Origin of the sequence: Verrucosispora sp. WMMA2044 (assembly GCF_027497155.1) — a bacterium.
GTDB lineage: Bacteria > Actinomycetota > Actinomycetes > Mycobacteriales > Micromonosporaceae > Micromonospora > Micromonospora palythoicola.
Genome location: NZ_CP114913.1, coordinates 903,232 through 918,448, shown reverse-complemented (window position 1 = coordinate 918,448; position 15,217 = coordinate 903,232). Strand labels below are relative to the sequence as shown.

The following is a 15,217-nucleotide window of genomic DNA, read 5'->3' as shown; positions in this document are numbered from 1 at the left end:
ACCTTGACCGATACCCGGAACAGTGGAAAAAGCATCGACTACCACCGATTGGAGTGGCCCATGTCTCTCCGACTCCGTCACCTCTGCGCCGCCCTGGCCATGGTGCTGGCCGCGACGCTGGCGGTCCCCGGCGCACCGGCCGCCGCCGCCACCGCCGACCGCTTCGGATTCGCGTACGTCGCCGATCCCACCGTGCCGGTCTGGACACCGCTGCCCGCGGCGTACCAGTTCGGCAGTTGGGCTGCGGGCCCGGTGGCCACCGGCGGCAAGGTCGCCCCCGGCCGTTTCCTGGTGCGGTTTCCGAACATCGGACTGGGCGCCCGTGGCAACGCCCATGTCACCGCCGTGGCCAGGGACGGCCGGTTCTGCCAGCTCGTGCGGTGGGGCAGTTCGGGCGCCGACGAGATCGTCGACGTGCAGTGCTTCCGACCCGGCGGAACCCCGACCGACACCCCGTTCACGGTGTTGTGGACGGTGAGTTCCGGCGTCCTGCCGGCCGGCGTCGGGGCGTACGCCTCGGCGCAGGTGTTGTCTAACGTCCTCGCGCAGTCGTACAACTCGGCCGGCGCACCCGTCACCGTCGCCAACGTCGGCGTGGGCATCTACGCGCTGCGCTTCCTGGCGGTCGGCACGGCCGGCACGCTCTCCGGGAACGTGCAGGTGACCGCCCAGCAGCCGAACGCCCAACCACGCCGCTGCAAGATCCTTCGCTGGGGCGCGACCGGCCCGGACGTGCTGGTCTACGTCGCCTGCCACGATCCGGCCACCGGTGCTTTGATGAACAGCGACTTCACCGCCTCGTTCCATCGGGAGCGCTCGGTCTACGCGTCGTTCGGCCCACCGAAGTACTTCGGGTACCTCGCGACGCCCTTCGTCGGTCCGACGAACTACTCCCACCCGCTCGGTGTGGGCGCGAACGGCTTCGGTCCCACGGGTCTCGGCACCTACACGGTCAAGTTCCCGGCCCTGCACGAGAAGAGCACCACGGCGCAGGTGACCGCGATCGGTGACGACCCCTCGTACTGCACCATCCAGTCCCGATGGGCGCAGTTCGGCAGCGACGCGGTGCTGCCGGTCTCCTGCTTCAGCAACGCCGGCCGGCCGCAGGACAGCGAGTTCAGCTCGACCTTCTCGTCGAGCGTCTGAGCCCGGCGGTCCCCGCCCAGAGCACGCTGGGCGGGGACCGGCGGCGGGTGCGACGCGGCGGCGTCTCAGGACCCGGCCGGGTGCTCGCCGGGCAGGTCCGAGGCGGCGACCCGCAGCGCGGCGACGCTCGCGGCCACCGCGGGATGGCCACCCGCACCCTGCCGGTAGGCGATCCGGGTACGCCGTCGGATGGTGAGCGGGACCAGAGTCACCCCGGCCGGCGGCCGCCCGACAGCCAGTTGCGGCACCAGACCGACACCCTGACCGGCGGCGACCAGGGCGAGCACGGCGGTGAAGTCGTCCGCGTGGTGACGCACCGTCGGGCGGAAGCCGGCCAGTTCACACGCGTGCAGGGTCACCGAGTGACAGAGCGTGCCCGGGCTGCCCACGATCCAGTCCGCGTCGCGTACCGAGCGCATCGGGTCGCCGGTGAGGTTCCGGTCCGCCCCGACGGCCAGGTGGACCGTCTCCTCCAGCAGTGGCACCGAGTCCAGGGCCGGGCCCGCCTCGACGGGCACGATGTCGTAGTCGTGCACGAGCGCCACGTCGAGGCGGCGGTCGCGCAGCGCGTCGGGCACCGCGACCGGGTCCAACTCGGTGACCATCAGGTCGAGCGCGGGATGGTCACGGCCGAGCGCGACCAGGGCGGGCAGCAGCAGGGTACGCACCGCACTGGGGTACGCGCCGATGCGTACCGTGCCGCAGAGCCCGCCCCGCGCGGCGACGAGAGTCGCGTCGGCCGCCTCCAGCGCGGCGAGGACGACCTCGGCGTGCCGGACCAGCGCCACCCCGGTGGGGGTCAGGGCGACCCGCCGACCGGCCCGCTCCAGCAGCGTCACGCCGGCCTGGCGTTGCAGCGCGGCGAGTTGCTGGGGCACAGCGGACGGCGTGTAGGTGTGCGCCTCGGCCACGGCGGCGATGGTGCCGAGGTGGGAAAGATCCCGCAGCAGGCGCAGGCGACGGACGTCAAGCATCAGTTCAGCTTACGTATTCGGTGAGTAATCGGAGCTGGTGCTTCACCTTCTTCGGTCGGAGGCTGGAGGCATGACACCAGCCGGTCTCTACGTACCGATGATCACGCCGTTCGACGAGAGCGGCGCGATCGCACTCGACGCGCTGCGCGCACTCGCCCAGGAGGTGCTGACCGCCGGCGCGGCCGGTCTGGTCGCCCTCGGCACCACCGCCGAGCCGCACGCCCTCGGCGCCGCCGAGCAGCAGACGGTGGTCGACGCGATCGCCGCCGTCTGTCGGGAGCACCGGGCCAGTCTCCTGGTCGGCGCGCACGCCGCGCCGGAGCTGCGGGCACTCGCCGGGCGGCCCGAGGTCACCGCGGCGCTCTGCCTGGTCCCGCCGTTCCTGCGCCCCGGCGAGGAGGCGGTACTCGCCCACTACACCCGGTTGGCCGAGGAGTCACCGGTGCCGCTGGTCGCGTACCACGTGCCGTACCGCACCGGGCAGCAGCTTGGCGTCGGCACGCTGCGCCGCCTCGCCGGGCTGCCCGGCCTGGTGGGCGTCAAGCACGCGGTCGGCGGCATCGACGCCGACACGATCGCCCTGCTGGCCGACCCGCCCGCCGACTTCGCGGTGCTCTGCGGCGAGGACGCGTACGTCTCACCGCTGCTCGCCCTCGGCGCGGCCGGCGGCATCCTCGCCTCCGCCCATCTCGCCACCGCCGACTACGCCGACCTGGTCACGGCCTGGCGATCCGGCGACGTCGCCCGGGCCCGGCCGCTCGGCCACCGGCTCGCCGCCCTCTCGGCCGCGCTGTTCGCCGAACCCAACCCCGCCGTGGTCAAGGCGGTGCTGCACGCCCAGGGGCGGATCCCGACACCGCTCGTCCGCCCTCCGCTGCTGCCCGCCACGCCGGCGGCCACCGCCCGGGCGCTGACCTGCCTGACCGGGGTGCCGGACGAACCGGCGTGAGGGCCGCCGACGAACTTCAGCGAAAAATCTCCCGGCGGCATGTCGAGAAGCCGGGTCGGGCTCCGTCCTCGGTGCGAACGCGGCCACAATGGCCCGTACCTGACAAGGAGCATCCGATGGCCAAGTACCTGCTGCTCAAGCACTACCGTGGCGGCCCGACCCCGCTGTACGACGTGCCGATGGACCAGTGGACACCCGAGGAGATCTCGGCCCACGTGCAGTACATGCGCGACTTCGCGGCTCGGCTCGAAGAGACCGGCGAGTTCGTCGAGGGGCAGGCGCTCTCCCCGGAGGGAACGTTCGTCCGCTACGACGGCGAGGGGCGGCCGCCGGTCACCGACGGTCCGTTCGCCGAGACCAAGGATCTGATCGCCGGCTGGATGGTGATCGACGTCGACACCTACGACCGGGCGTTGGAGCTGGCCGGCGAACTGTCGGCGGCACCGGGTGCTGGCGGGAAGCCGCTGCACGAGTGGCTCGAGGTGCGGCCGTTCCTGAACGAGCCGCCGACCATCTCGGAGTGACGCACGGTGGATGAGGCCGTCCTACGGACCCTTACTCCCGCCGTGATCGGCATCCTCGTCCGTCGCGGAGTCGACTTCGCGACGGCCGAGGACGCCGTGCAGGACGCGCTTGTCGAGGCCGTCCGGGCATGGCCGACCGACCCGCCGCGCGACCCGAAGGGCTGGCTGGTCGCCGTGTCCTGGCGAAAGTTCCTCGACGTGGCCCGCGCGGACACCGCACGGCGACGGCGCGAGGCCCTGGTGGAGGTGGAGCCCGCGCCCGGACCGAGCGAGCCGATCGACGACACGCTCGCGCTGTACTTCCTGTGCGCGCATCCGTCGTTGACCCCGGCCTCGGCGGTGGCGCTGACGCTGCGGGCGGTCGGCGGCCTGACCACCCGGCAGATCGCCCGGGCCTACCTGGTGCCGGAGACGACAATGGCGCAGCGGATCAGCCGGGCCAAGCGGACCGTCAGTGGAGTCCGGTTCAACCAGCCCGGCGACGTCGGCACCGTGCTGCGCGTGCTCTACCTGGTCTTCAACGAGGGCTACTCCGGCGATGTCGACCTCGCCGCGGAGGCGATCCGACTCACCCGCCAGCTCGCGGCCAGGATCCGACACGCGGAGGTGGCGGGTCTGCTCGCGCTCATGCTGCTGCACCACGCCCGCCGGGCGGCGCGAACCACCGCCGACGGCCGCCTGGTGCCGCTGGCCGAGCAGGACCGCAGCCGCTGGGACACCCGCCTGATCGCCGAGGGCGTGCAGGTGCTCCAGAACGCCCTGGCCCGCGACCGCCTGGGCGAATTCCAGGCGCAGGCTGCCATCGCCGCACTGCACGCCGACGCCCGCACGGCCGAGGAGACCGACTGGGTGCAGATCGTCGAATGGTACGACGAGCTGGTCCGCCTCACCGACAGCCCGGTGGCCCGCCTCAACCGGGCGGTCGCCGTCGGCGAGGCCGACGGACCACGAGCCGGCCTGGCCGCCCTGGCGGGCCTCGACCCCGCCCTGCCCCGGTACGCCGCGGTCGCCGCGTACCTGCACGAGCGGGACGGTGACCTGCCGATCGCGGCACGGCTCTACGCCGAAGCCGCCCGATCGGCGCCCAGCCTGCCCGAAGTCGAACACCTCACGCGGCAGGCCGCCCGACTCAACGCGCTGCTGCGCCGGTAGGTGGTGCATCCACCGCATTGGGCCACCGAGGACAATGCCTTCTTCACGATCGTTCCGTCAGGATCCGGGCGACGTCCACGTTTCCTGCCGCCGCCGGCAGGGTGCCAGCCATTCGCCCGATTGCGGACGGCTTCCGGTGTGCCCATGCTCAGCGTCGACGGGCCGTCGGATCGTCGAGGTGGTCCACGACGGGATTCGGGGAGTTCGGGTGGAGACCGGTTCCATCATCGGGGCCGCAGGGCTGTTCTGCCTGGCGGCGGTGTTGATGATCGGCTGGGCGCTGAGCGCCTACAACCGTCTGGTCCGCCAGCGCAACCAGGTGCAGGCGTCGTGGGCTCAGATCGACGTCCAACTCAAGCGTCGGTACGACCTCGTGCCCAACCTGGTCGAGACGGTCAAGGGTTACGCGGCGCACGAACGCGGCACGCTGGAGGCGGTGCTGGCCGCCCGCACCGGCGCGATGGCCGCCGCCGTCGCGCCCGAGGTCTCCGTCCGCGCGGGCGCCGAGAACGTGTTGACCCAGACGCTCGGTCGGCTGTTCGCGCTGGCGGAGGCGTACCCGGACCTCAAGGCGAACCAGAACTTCGCGGCCCTGCACAGCGAACTGACGCGCACCGAGGACAAGATCGCCTACGCCCGACAGTTCTACAACAGCGCCGTCCAGACGTTGAACACGAGTGTGCAGTCCGTCCCGACCAACCTCATCGCCGGCTTGGGCGGTTTCCGATCGACGGACTACTTCGAGGCCCTCGACGGAGAACGCGCCGCCGTCCAGGTGCGTTCCTGACCGGGACGGGCCCTGTGGATTCCCGACTGCTTCTCGATCTGGTGGCGACCGCGGTCGCACTCGGGGCCTGGTTCGGCGCGTACGGCCTGGTCCGCGCGTTCACCCGGCCGGCCAGTCCGACGCCCGCGCCGGCCACCATGGAACTCGGGACCGAACCACCCGCCGTGGTCAGCCTGCTGGTCAACCGCTGGTCGGTGACCGAGGACGCGGCCGAGTCGACTCTGCTCGACCTGGCCGCCCGTGGCTTCCTCGAGTTGCGTCAACCGGACGACGATCCGATGCGGACCACGCTGCACCTGCCGCCGAGCCCGCCCGACGACAGCGGGCTGCGGCCGTACGAACGCCACGTGCGCAACCGGGTGCGCGGGCTGGCGGTCGACGGCGTGGTCCCCCTGACCGCGCTGAGCTTCCGCGACGCCGCGCAGGCAAAGGCGTGGAACAGACGGCTGCGATCACAGGTCGTCGCGGACGCCCGGGCTGCCGGGCTGTCCCGGCGGCGCTTCGGCCCCGCCGTGACCAGCCTGATGACCGCCGCCGCCGGGGTCGTCGCGGTGGTCGTCGTTGTCGTGTTGTGGCACTACAGCAGCTGGCACAGTACCGAGGGGAACCCGGTTGTCGGGGGCGGAATCGTCGTCTTCGGCGTGCTCACCGCCATCGCGGGACTGTCACCGGGCGAGCGCGACACACCCCTCGGCCGTCAGGTGGCCGCACACTGGCTCGGTGTCCGTGACTGGCTACGCGGACACGAGCAGTTCGACGAACTACCACCGGCGTCGGTGGCGATCTGGGACCGCTATCTGAGCTATGGCGCGGCCGTCGGCGCCACCCGACTGACCAGCACGGTCCTCGACCTCGGCATGGGCAACAGGAAACTGGTCTGGTCCTCGCTCGGTGGCACGTGGCACCGGGTCCGGGTACGTTACCCGCGCTTCTCCGCCCGGTACGGCCAGACGCTGCCGAAGCTGCTGCCGCGCGCGGCGATCAGCATCGCGGTGGGCGGGTTCCTGCTGAAGGTCTTCGGCCCCGACTTCGACCTCGTGCCCAACTCGGCCGACCAGGCGGAGCAGATCTTTACGATGGTGACCGCCGGCGTCGTCGTCGTGGGCCTGGTGCTGCTGGTGTCTGGTGGCCACACGCTGGTGCGCGGCGTCGCGGACCTCGTCACGGAGCGGACCGTCACCGGCGAGGTGCTGTGGCTGGAGGTGTGGCGCACGACGAACCAGGGTGAGGACCGACCGGCCCGACCATGGCTGCACTACCTGGCGGTGGACGACGGCACCGGCGACCGGACCACGGCCTGGGGCCTGCCCAGCCAGTGGGCCGGCGACTGCCGCGACGGGGACGTCGTCACGATCCGGGTCCGCCCGTGGACCAGGCGAGTGGTCGCCTTCGCGGTCGTCGGTTACAGCCGCTCCCGACGGCTGGTGGAGCGGGAGATCCTGACCGGCGGCGGCGTGAACGAGGTCGTTCGGATCGGCGACACGGTGCGCCGCCCCACCGGACCCTGGTCTGCCCGGGTCCATGAACTACTGCGGCATCTCGCCGCCCAGGGCTTCGCGGCGGCACCCCGGGTACGCGACACCAGCGAGCCCGGCTTCGAGCTCCTCGACTTCCTGCCGGGCGAGGTGTCGAACTATCCACTCACCCCCGCCGCGGCCTCGGTCGAGGCATTGGAGAGTGCGGCCGCGTTGCTGAGGGCGTACCACGACGCGACAGCCGAGTACGCGCGGCGAGCGCCACGCGACGGCTGGCAGGTGGCGGCGACCGAACCGGTGGAGGTCATCTGTCACGGTGACTACGCACCGCACAACTGTGTGCTCGACGGAAACCGCGTCGTCGGCATCATCGACTTCGACCATGCCCAGCCCGGACCCCGGATCTGGGATGTCGCCTACGCGGCCTACCGCTGGGTGCCGATGACCGCACCGGAGAACACGGACGGCTTCGGAACCGTGGAGGAACAGGCCGCCCGGCTCCGCACGTTCTGCGACCGCTACGGGCTGGACGACAGTGCGCGAGCCGACCTGATCGACGTCACGGTGGCCCGGCTGCACGCACTTGTCGACTTATGCACGCCCAGGCAGCCGCCGGCAACGCCGCCTTCGCCGGTCATCTCGCGGACGGACACCACCTCCAGTACCTCAACGACGCGAGGTACGTACGCGCGCAACGCCTGGTCTTCGAACGTGCCCTGCGTCGCGGCCGATCGGGCGACCTGCGTGACGAGGGCCGCCGCCGTGGCGAGGATCGGCAGCCGGGCCACCACTGACCACTCGGCCGAACTCACCGTCGGCTGGCCGGACCACGCAGAAAAGGCGGCCCCGCATCCACAGGGGACGCGGCGCCGCCTTGCTGCGACCGGCTAGCTGATCTTCTTGCGGTAGATCGCTGTCGCGCCGAGGTACGCGACCACGAGCAGCCCGACGCACCAACCGAGGGCGATCCACAGGTCGTTGCCGACGGGTTCCTGGGCAAACAGCGCGCGGAGAGTGTTCACGATGGACGTGACCGGCTGGTTCTCGGCGAACCACGCGACCGGACCGGGCATCGAGTCGGTGGGGACGAACGCCGAGCTGATGAAGGGCAGGAAGATCAGGGGGTAGCTGAAGCCGCTCGCGCCGTCGATGGTCTTGGCGGTCAGGCCCGGCATCACGGCGATCCAGCTGAGGGCGAGGGTGAACAGGATCAGGATGCCGGCGGCGGCCAGCCAGTTGACCACTGACGCGCCGGTGCGGAATCCCATGATCAGCGCGACGCCGATGACGATCACGAGCGAGGCCAGGTTGGCGATGAGCGAGGTCAGGACATGCGCCCAGAGTACGGAGGGCCGCGAGATCGGCATCGACTGGAAGCGCTCGAAGATGCCGCCCTGCATGTCGAGGAACAGACGGTACGCGGTGTAGGCGATGCCGGACGCGATGGTGATGAGCAGGATGCCCGGAAGCATGTAGTTGATGTACGACTCACCGGTGCCGGTGTTGATGGCTCCGCCCAGCACGTACACGAAGAGCAGCAGCAGCGCGATGGGGGTGATCGCGGTGGTGATGATGGTGTCCGGGCTGCGCAGGATGTGGCGCAGGGAGCGGCCGGTGAGGGTTCCGGTGTCGCTGAGAGCGTGGGCGGTCATCGGGATTCCTCTCCTGCGGGCGTGGCCGGCTGGTCGGCGGCGGTGTCACTGGTTTCGCCAACGAGGGCGAGGAAGACGTCCTCGAGGCTCGGCTGCTTCTCGATGTACTCGACCTTGGCGGCCGGGAGGAGTTGCTTCAGCTCGGTGAGGGTGCCGTTCTGGATGATCGTGCCCTTGTGCAGGATCGCGATCCGGTCGGCGAGTTGCTCGGCCTCGTCGAGGTACTGCGTGGTCAGCAGGATGGTCGTGCCACCTTGGGCGAGCTGCTTCACCGTCTGCCAGACCTCGATGCGGGCCTGCGGGTCGAGGCCGGTGGTCGGCTCGTCGAGGAAGACGACCGGCGGGTTGCCGACCAGGCTCATCGCGATGTCGAGCCGGCGGCGCATACCGCCGGAGTACGTTCCCGCCTTCCGGTTGCCGGCATCGGTGAGCGAGAAACGGGCGAGCAGATCGTCGGCGGTCGCCCCCGGGTCCTTCAGGTGGCGGAGCTTCGCGACCAGGATCAGATTCTCCCGGCCGGTGAGCACCTCGTCCACCGCGGCGAACTGACCGGTCAGGCTGATCGACTTGCGTACCTCGGCCGGAGCCGAGGAGACGTCGAACCCCTGGACGGTGGCGGTGCCGCTGTCCGCCTTCAGCAACGTCGACAGGATCCGCACCAGCGTGGTCTTGCCGGCGCCGTTCGAGCCGAGCAGCGCGAAGATGCTCCCCGCCGCCACGTCGAAGTCGACGCCCCGCAGCACGTGCAGGTCCTTGAAGGACTTGGTGATGGCCTGCACCCTGATCGCGGGTTCGCGAGCCGTGGTGGTCATTCGCTCTTCTCCTCACCGTTGTTGTGGTCAGCAGCGTCGATCGCCTTCCGCAGGCGCTCGCGCTCCCTGTCAATCCACTGCCTGCTGGCGTACGCCTGCAGGAACGTCTCCGCGAACTCGACCGGGTCGTCGCCGACGATCGCGCGGACCGGCGTTCCGTCGGCGACAGCGCGCTCCCAGAGGTCGACGAAGTCGCCGAACATGGTGGTGAGCGTGTCGCCGTCGAGGATGCCACCGTGGTACATGAAGTACCGGTGCAGCGCCTTGGCCGCGCCACGGTAGGGCTCCGGCAGGGCCTCGATCCGGGCCATGTGGTGCTTGTACTGCTTCTTCTGCTCCAGCGATCCGACGAGCGTCTCGATCCACTTCGCGGCCATGCTCATGCTCCCTTTTCGTGTTGGTTGCCGTTGTGACGGAGTTGCTCGATGCGATCCGTGAGGACGCTCCAGGTCCTCCAGAACTCGGCGAGTTGGTCCCGCCCCTTCGCGTTGAGCGAATACACCTTCCGCGGCGGCCCCTTCTCGGAAGGCACCTTCTCCACGTCCACGAACCCCCGTTGCTCTACGCGGACGAGCAGTGCGTAGATGGTGCCTTCCGCGATGTCCGAGAACCCGCGGTCGCGCAGCCACGCGGTGATCTCGTAGCCGTACGCGGACCTGCGGGCCAGGATCGCCAGGACGATGCCTTCGAGGGTGCCCTTCAGCATCTCGGTCAGTTGGTTGCCCATGTCCCCATCTCCTCGCTACCCAGCGACGCTAACTACTGGTAGACAGTATCACTGGGTACCAGTAGATAGCAACAGTGAATACCGCAGAGATCGCCACCGGTGCGAGCGGCGACCTGCACGCGTGGGCCGTGGTGATCGACCGTGACTGCCGCACAGTTGGACAGCACGAGGTCACCGGTAGGCTGCGCCATGGCGAGGAAGAAGCAGCGACAGTTCGGCAATCCCGCACGGCAGGCGGAGGTTGACGCTGCGGCGCGGGCCCACGCCCTCGCGGTACAGGCGGCGACGGTCGCGTCCGTGCAGAAGCGAGGGAGATTCTGCATCCGCCGGGCGGTCAAAGAACCGTCACCACATCCGGATCGGCAGCGCGCTAACCCACGTTGTGGCCGGTGCCTTGCAACCGGTCGACAGTGACATCCAGCCGGCGAAGTACCTCCGTCTCGGTTGTTCCGGTGGCCGCAGCCAGCTCGATGGCCAGCAGGCGACAGACCGTGGCGATCCCGACGGCCGCCTCGACCGGGTTCGGCTCATCGTGCAGCGCCTGCTCGAGTGCGGTCTCAGGTTCTCTGTCCTCGGCAGCCCAGGTGATGACCACTCGTAGGCCGTATCGCAGGCAGCGGAACTGTGTCGGGCAAGCCAGTTACCCGCCTCGCCGCTCATCGTCAGCCCGTAGGGGTGTCAGGCGACCGATGCCCAGTGCGGTGGGCGCGATGACCGGAACCCGACCTGGGGTGCCGAGCCCGGGCACGGCGCTGCCCGGACGGCCCCTCAGGTCGGTCACGTCCTCCCGATCCGCCGCAAACAGCCACGATCCAGCGCTCACAAGCCGACCGGGACGGTGCCCGGACCGGGCGGCGTCGGCTCAGCGCAAGCTGCTCGGATCGATGTGGCCGAGCTGTACGGCGCGGACGAGGCGCCGGGGAACTCGGTAGGTCATGCTGCCGATCTGAATGGGCACCAAGTCGACCGGCACCGCCTTCCAGTTAGCGCGACGATGACGGGTATTGCTGCGAGACATCCGCCGCTTCGGGACAGCCATCGGAACTCCTGCGGGTTGAGCAGTTACAAGATCGGCGACGTGCGACCGGTCAGAACCGGGGCCCCCAGCTCACTCCGGACCGGGCCACCACCCGCCGACCCCGCATCCGTGCGGGCCGGCGATCGAGAAGCGAGGTCAGCTTCTGCGGCCTCGTCTTCGAGGTCTAGGGAAAACGGTTTTCATAGTACAGAGCAGGGTGGCGTGCCGCGCCCCGTGGGGCTCCGGTCGCGTACGGTCCGGCCGACAACCCAACCCTTGCTGACCCGCAACTCTTCCCCGGGTCAACCGCCGTAACCGGCCAAGGGCTGCACCGACCGGTCGGCGCTGTTGTAACTGCGGGCCGCCACGAACGACCCGGCGGACACGGCTCCCACCACGGCGCGCACCAGCGTCCAGTCGGCGTCTCGGAAGCGAAGCGCGAGGCTGAGGTGCGGCGTCCAACGGCCGGGCTGGTGCCACGGATTATGACCTTCTCCGTCTTCGAGCACCCGCCACACCGCTCGGTGCGTCTCGACCAGTTCAGCGGCGGGCTCCACCAGCCAGACCAGCGACGCACTACCATCGAGCACCGTCACGTCGCCGAGCCGCGCCGGCAGCGGAAGCGCCGCGTCCAACAGAGCGGCGAGGCGGGCAACAGCCCCGGGCGGGAACTCGTCAACCGCGGCGAGAGTCAGGTGCGGACGATTCGACGAATGGGTGTTACGGGCCAGGCTCGGCAGACCGGCCGCAGCGAGCCGGCCCCAGGCCGCCCGGACGGCGGCATCGAGCTCCGCCGAGCAGAGCAGTTCCACCGTCCGCACGACGCCAGGTTAGCAGCGGTGTGCTGGAGCAGTTCCCGTCCTCAGACGAACCCATCAGCCTCGGCCGTGGCACCGTCCGGACCAGCAACGCGTCCCGCCACCGAAGGCAGGGAATCGACTGTCCGCCAGAATGCATCTCGCAGCGTCCGCCAGGAGGACGACCTGGGCCAGACACACCGACCAGTTCCGGGGCCGCGGCGCCCGCCGCCCCGGAACCTCAGCCGGACATTGTCGTGACTACCACTCCGCCTTACCGACGAGAGCCCAGTCATGGTCGTCATTCGTCAGGCACGGGACCATCTGGAGCCGAGCGCCCGAACCTCCGGTCCCCCCGCCGGGAACCTCCATGCACATGTCCGACGCGACGTTGCGCAGCCAGTAGTACTGCCATCCGCCCGAGGTGAGCCGCGGTTCGAGCCGGAAGTACTGGTTGTCCTGGTCGTAACAGCCGGTCACGTTGAGCTGAGCCTCGTTGGGAGCTGCGCCGAGGCCAGGCGGGTCGATGCAATAGCCGTCGTCGGGGTTGCGGATCCAGTAGAGCTGGTAGCCCTCGCTGTCCACGGCACGCGGCACGAACTGCCACTCCTGGTTGTCCGCGGCCTTCTTTACACACACGTCCTGGTTCACCGGTCCGTCGCGCTTGCCCGCGCCGGTGCCGGGTTCGTCGACGCACAGCTTCGTACGATGATTGAAGATGAAGTACGGGCCGTAGCCGCCGGCCGAGCCGCCGGAGTCGGGCGCCTTCACCGGTGGCTGGGCGCGCTTGGGGGTCTCGGTCGCCGCTCCCCCGGTCTTCTTGCCGGTCGCCTCGTCCGCCGCCGCGGACGATGGTGCGGACGGCGACGCATCCGGCTCCCCGGACGGTGACGCGGACGGCGCAGACGTGGGCTTGGCATCCTCGGACTTCTGCGGCACCTTATCCTTGACTGGAACCGTGAGTCGGGTGTCCTTCTCGTACTCGGCCATGTGCGCCATCACCCGGTCGGCGAGATGCGGGACGGAGGTCCGCGGCAGACCACCGGCCTGGCGGATCACCGCAGCTCCCCACTGATAGGCACCGAGAGCCAGCACGTACGGGTCGCCGCCATTCAGCAGTCTCAGTTCCTGGGACAGCCCGCACATGGCCTTACCCATCGACACGACCGCATGCTGCGGATCCCACGCCGAAGCGTCCTTGCTGACGCGATACGTCTGCCATAGCTCGGGAGTGAACTGGGCGATGCCCACTGCACCGTCTGCTGAACGGAGGTTGACGTTGAAGTTCGACAGGGCACGTAGCTGCGCGGCGATTCGCACCGGCGTGATGCCGGAGCAGATCGCCCCCGCCGACTGAATCGCCGGCACCAGGTCGTCCGATACCGGCACAGCGGTCGTTTCCGCAGCCGCGCCGACACCCCCTCGCGGTTTGGTGGCCAACTCGTCGCGGTCGGCGTACCAACTCGCGTATCCGCTGACCCTGTCGACGCGCTGCTGCTGTGCCTTCGGGACTCCCTTGGCCTGCACCACGGCGGCGGCACCGACCTCTTCAGCGGCCACCGCAGCCGGCCACAGGTCACCGTCGAGCCCGCCGGCTCGAACCTGGCCGACCAGCTGACATGTACGGCGTGCGACCGCCGTCACGACCGCGGCCCGATCGGTGACCCGGGCCGACGAGGTCGGCCGCCACTCCGCCCAGGAGGCCGGATCCATCGCGGCGATGTTGCCGTGCGGCCCGCCCTCGGAGAAGCCGGAGGCGGCCATGATCTGAGCGGCGAGCCTCGGCGGGTTCAGACTGGGACAGGACAAGGCGGCAGCGACGATCGCCGGGACGAGGTCCTCCGGCACCGGCTCACCGACCAGCTTGTCGTCGTTCGCGACGGCCGGCACAACGGCGAAGGCCACCGCTCCGAAGAGGATCAGCGTCAGGAACAGGGCCATGATCTCGACTCGCGCCCGCGTCGTGGCCAGCTGACGCCGCCACCGCGCTCGCTTGAGGACATTCTTTTCAGTCATCGACTCACTCTGGGCTGCATATCGGGAAATCTGGCTCTCTTCAGACGGACGAGGCAACATCAGGGTTCAACGACCCAGGAGGAAAATCTGACCCTGGCCGGCTGACCCGAGACGCGGATCGTCACGTGTGCCGCCGCATGCCTCACGCGCCTCGGCGCGGACTACCCGCCACCATCGGGGGTACATCACCGTCAACCATGTACCTCGACGCGACGCTCGTGCGACGACCACATCGGACAAACCTACCCGCTCACGATCTGTAACGGATGCCACAGGCGTGAACTTCATATTTCCGCTTGGGTACCAATGAGTCCATTGTGGGTAGTCACCCCGTTTCGGGGTTATCGGATGAAGTCAGGCTGTGACACTCACGCCGTCGGTCATGCCGAGTCACCGACCTGCCGGGACGGGTGCCTTGTCCCGCAAGAGGGACGTCGATGGCACCCTCCCGCACGAACAGATCTCCCCCGTGGACGCCACTCCCGACCACCGTCCGGCCACCTGACCCCGTGTCCCCGCATTTTGGACTCACGTCCCCGCGTGAATAATGGACGGGTGGTTGACGGCGCCCCTCATCATCGCCTGCCGCCCAGATCGTTGCCCCACGATGCGGACGCCGACGCGCTGCGTCACTTGCAACAGGTCCATGGTCCCGTGCTGCTCAGCTTCCTGACCAGGCTAACGCACGGTGACGTGCACCGGGCCGAGGACATCGTGCAGGAGGCTCTACTGCGGGCCTGGCGTAACCCGGAGGCCCGCAACGCGGACGGGCGGTGGAGTCGCGCCTGGATCTTCCTCGTCGCGAAGCGGATCTTCATCGACCAGGTCCGAGCCTCCGAAGTACGCCCTGCCGAACTCTCGGACGAGCACATCGACATGCATGCCCGTATTGAGGACCCGATCGAGCAGCGGCTGGACGCGCAGGAGGTCCGCGCGGCTCTCAACTCGCTTCCCGAACGGTTACGGATCACTCTTGTCGAAATCTACTTCCAGGAACGTTCGGTGGCCGAGGTCGCCGAGATCCTCGACGTGCCGGCCGGGACAGTGAAGTCACGCACCTTCTATGCCTTGCGGGCACTGCACACGGCCCTGGCCAGTCGTGGATTCGCGGTCCGCCCGGGAAAGGGCTCAGTCGCCGCGGGTGCCGCCAAAAAGCCCGCCGCGTCGTGAACCCACGGCGGTCGCGAG

16 protein-coding genes are annotated in these 15,217 nt (G+C 69.6%); 7 read left to right on the top strand and 9 right to left on the bottom strand.

All coding sequences use genetic code 11. The features are described 5' to 3' along the window. Nucleotides 1-60 precede the first annotated feature (60 nt). On the top strand, nucleotides 61-1,146 hold the full coding sequence (locus O3597_RS04225) for a hypothetical protein (protein WP_269737695.1): 1,086 nt from the start codon (nucleotides 61-63) through the stop codon (nucleotides 1,144-1,146). 65 nt (nucleotides 1,147-1,211) lie between these two features. Here the strand turns inward: O3597_RS04225 and O3597_RS04220 are convergent, their stop codons facing one another. Then, entirely contained in the window at nucleotides 1,212-2,120 is a 909-nt protein-coding gene (locus O3597_RS04220) for a LysR family transcriptional regulator (RefSeq protein ID WP_281603298.1), read from the bottom strand. A 70-nt stretch (nucleotides 2,121-2,190) separates the two neighbouring features. Between O3597_RS04220 and O3597_RS04215 the strand changes: the two genes are divergently transcribed. The 5 genes from O3597_RS04215 to O3597_RS04195 all read left to right on the top strand — a co-directional run bounded on the left by O3597_RS04215 (nucleotide 2,191) and on the right by O3597_RS04195 (nucleotide 7,898). Beyond that, a complete protein-coding gene (locus O3597_RS04215; RefSeq protein ID WP_281603297.1) occupies nucleotides 2,191-3,069 on the top strand; it encodes a dihydrodipicolinate synthase family protein in 879 nt (292 codons plus the stop codon). 116 nt (nucleotides 3,070-3,185) lie between these two features. Next, the gene (locus O3597_RS04210; RefSeq protein WP_164449520.1) at nucleotides 3,186-3,593 is read left to right on the top strand and encodes a YciI family protein; all 408 of its coding nucleotides are present in this window, start codon (nucleotides 3,186-3,188) and stop codon (nucleotides 3,591-3,593) included. Between the two features lie 6 nt (nucleotides 3,594-3,599). After that, complete coding sequence (locus O3597_RS04205) at nucleotides 3,600-4,745, top strand: DUF6596 domain-containing protein (RefSeq protein WP_164449519.1); 1,146 nt, start codon at nucleotides 3,600-3,602, stop codon at nucleotides 4,743-4,745. Nucleotides 4,746-4,953: 208 nt separating this feature from the next. Then, nucleotides 4,954-5,532 (top strand): LemA family protein, encoded by a 579-nt coding sequence (locus O3597_RS04200; RefSeq protein WP_281603296.1) that lies wholly within the window; start codon nucleotides 4,954-4,956, stop codon nucleotides 5,530-5,532. Nucleotides 5,533-5,546: 14 nt separating this feature from the next. Beyond that, nucleotides 5,547-7,898, top strand: a complete 2,352-nt coding sequence (locus tag O3597_RS04195) for a phosphotransferase (protein ID WP_281603295.1) — start codon at nucleotides 5,547-5,549, stop codon at nucleotides 7,896-7,898. On the opposite strand, the gene O3597_RS04190 is transcribed toward O3597_RS04195, so the two are convergent. The 8 genes from O3597_RS04190 to O3597_RS04155 all read right to left on the bottom strand — a co-directional run bounded on the left by O3597_RS04190 (nucleotide 7,895) and on the right by O3597_RS04155 (nucleotide 14,089). Further along, nucleotides 7,895-8,659: an ABC transporter permease gene (locus tag O3597_RS04190; RefSeq protein ID WP_281603294.1), complete on the bottom strand. Its 765-nt coding sequence runs from the start codon at nucleotides 8,657-8,659 to the stop codon at nucleotides 7,895-7,897. The two genes, O3597_RS04195 and O3597_RS04190, sit on opposite strands and share 4 nt — an antisense overlap. Then, the gene (locus O3597_RS04185; RefSeq protein WP_164449516.1) at nucleotides 8,656-9,471 is read right to left on the bottom strand and encodes an ABC transporter ATP-binding protein; all 816 of its coding nucleotides are present in this window, start codon (nucleotides 9,469-9,471) and stop codon (nucleotides 8,656-8,658) included. The genes O3597_RS04190 and O3597_RS04185 overlap by 4 nt, the downstream gene beginning before the upstream one ends. Next, entirely contained in the window at nucleotides 9,468-9,848 is a 381-nt protein-coding gene (locus O3597_RS04180; RefSeq protein ID WP_164449515.1) for a DUF1048 domain-containing protein, read from the bottom strand. Before O3597_RS04180 ends, O3597_RS04185 begins: the two co-directional genes overlap by 4 nt. 2 nt (nucleotides 9,849-9,850) lie before the next feature. Continuing rightward, complete coding sequence (locus tag O3597_RS04175) at nucleotides 9,851-10,198, bottom strand: PadR family transcriptional regulator (protein WP_164449514.1); 348 nt, start codon at nucleotides 10,196-10,198, stop codon at nucleotides 9,851-9,853. 370 nt (nucleotides 10,199-10,568) lie between these two features. Then, nucleotides 10,569-10,793: a hypothetical protein gene (locus O3597_RS04170; RefSeq protein WP_235945087.1), complete on the bottom strand. Its 225-nt coding sequence runs from the start codon at nucleotides 10,791-10,793 to the stop codon at nucleotides 10,569-10,571. A gap of 267 nt (nucleotides 10,794-11,060) precedes the next feature. Further along, the gene (rpmF, locus tag O3597_RS04165; protein WP_164449513.1) at nucleotides 11,061-11,237 is read right to left on the bottom strand and encodes a 50S ribosomal protein L32; all 177 of its coding nucleotides are present in this window, start codon (nucleotides 11,235-11,237) and stop codon (nucleotides 11,061-11,063) included. 281 nt (nucleotides 11,238-11,518) lie between these two features. Then, on the bottom strand, nucleotides 11,519-12,037 hold the full coding sequence (locus O3597_RS04160; protein WP_164449512.1) for a 2'-5' RNA ligase family protein: 519 nt from the start codon (nucleotides 12,035-12,037) through the stop codon (nucleotides 11,519-11,521). A 237-nt stretch (nucleotides 12,038-12,274) separates the two neighbouring features. After that, the gene (locus O3597_RS04155; RefSeq protein WP_164449511.1) at nucleotides 12,275-14,089 is read right to left on the bottom strand and encodes an RICIN domain-containing protein; all 1,815 of its coding nucleotides are present in this window, start codon (nucleotides 14,087-14,089) and stop codon (nucleotides 12,275-12,277) included. 495 nt (nucleotides 14,090-14,584) lie between these two features. On the opposite strand from O3597_RS04155, the gene O3597_RS04150 reads away from it, so the two are divergent. Then, a complete protein-coding gene (locus O3597_RS04150; protein WP_281603293.1) occupies nucleotides 14,585-15,199 on the top strand; it encodes a sigma-70 family RNA polymerase sigma factor in 615 nt (204 codons plus the stop codon). Nucleotides 15,200-15,217: the final 18 nt, after the last annotated feature.

Bases quoted from the DNA above. Each gene is read 5' to 3' on its own strand.
- O3597_RS04225 (WP_269737695.1), top strand. From the start codon at position 61: ATGTCTCTCCGACTCCGTCACCTCTGCGCCGCCCTGGCCATGGTGCTG.
- O3597_RS04220 (WP_281603298.1), bottom strand. From the start codon at position 2,120: ATGCTTGACGTCCGTCGCCTGCGCCTGCTGCGGGATCTTTCCCACCTC.
- O3597_RS04215 (WP_281603297.1), top strand. From the start codon at position 2,191: ATGACACCAGCCGGTCTCTACGTACCGATGATCACGCCGTTCGACGAG.
- O3597_RS04210 (WP_164449520.1), top strand. From the start codon at position 3,186: ATGGCCAAGTACCTGCTGCTCAAGCACTACCGTGGCGGCCCGACCCCG.
- O3597_RS04190 (WP_281603294.1), bottom strand. From the start codon at position 8,659: ATGACCGCCCACGCTCTCAGCGACACCGGAACCCTCACCGGCCGCTCC.
- O3597_RS04185 (WP_164449516.1), bottom strand. From the start codon at position 9,471: ATGACCACCACGGCTCGCGAACCCGCGATCAGGGTGCAGGCCATCACC.
- O3597_RS04180 (WP_164449515.1), bottom strand. From the start codon at position 9,848: ATGGCCGCGAAGTGGATCGAGACGCTCGTCGGATCGCTGGAGCAGAAG.
- O3597_RS04175 (WP_164449514.1), bottom strand. From the start codon at position 10,198: ATGGGCAACCAACTGACCGAGATGCTGAAGGGCACCCTCGAAGGCATC.
- rpmF (WP_164449513.1), bottom strand. From the start codon at position 11,237: ATGGCTGTCCCGAAGCGGCGGATGTCTCGCAGCAATACCCGTCATCGT.
- O3597_RS04155 (WP_164449511.1), bottom strand. From the start codon at position 14,089: ATGTTGCCTCGTCCGTCTGAAGAGAGCCAGATTTCCCGATATGCAGCC.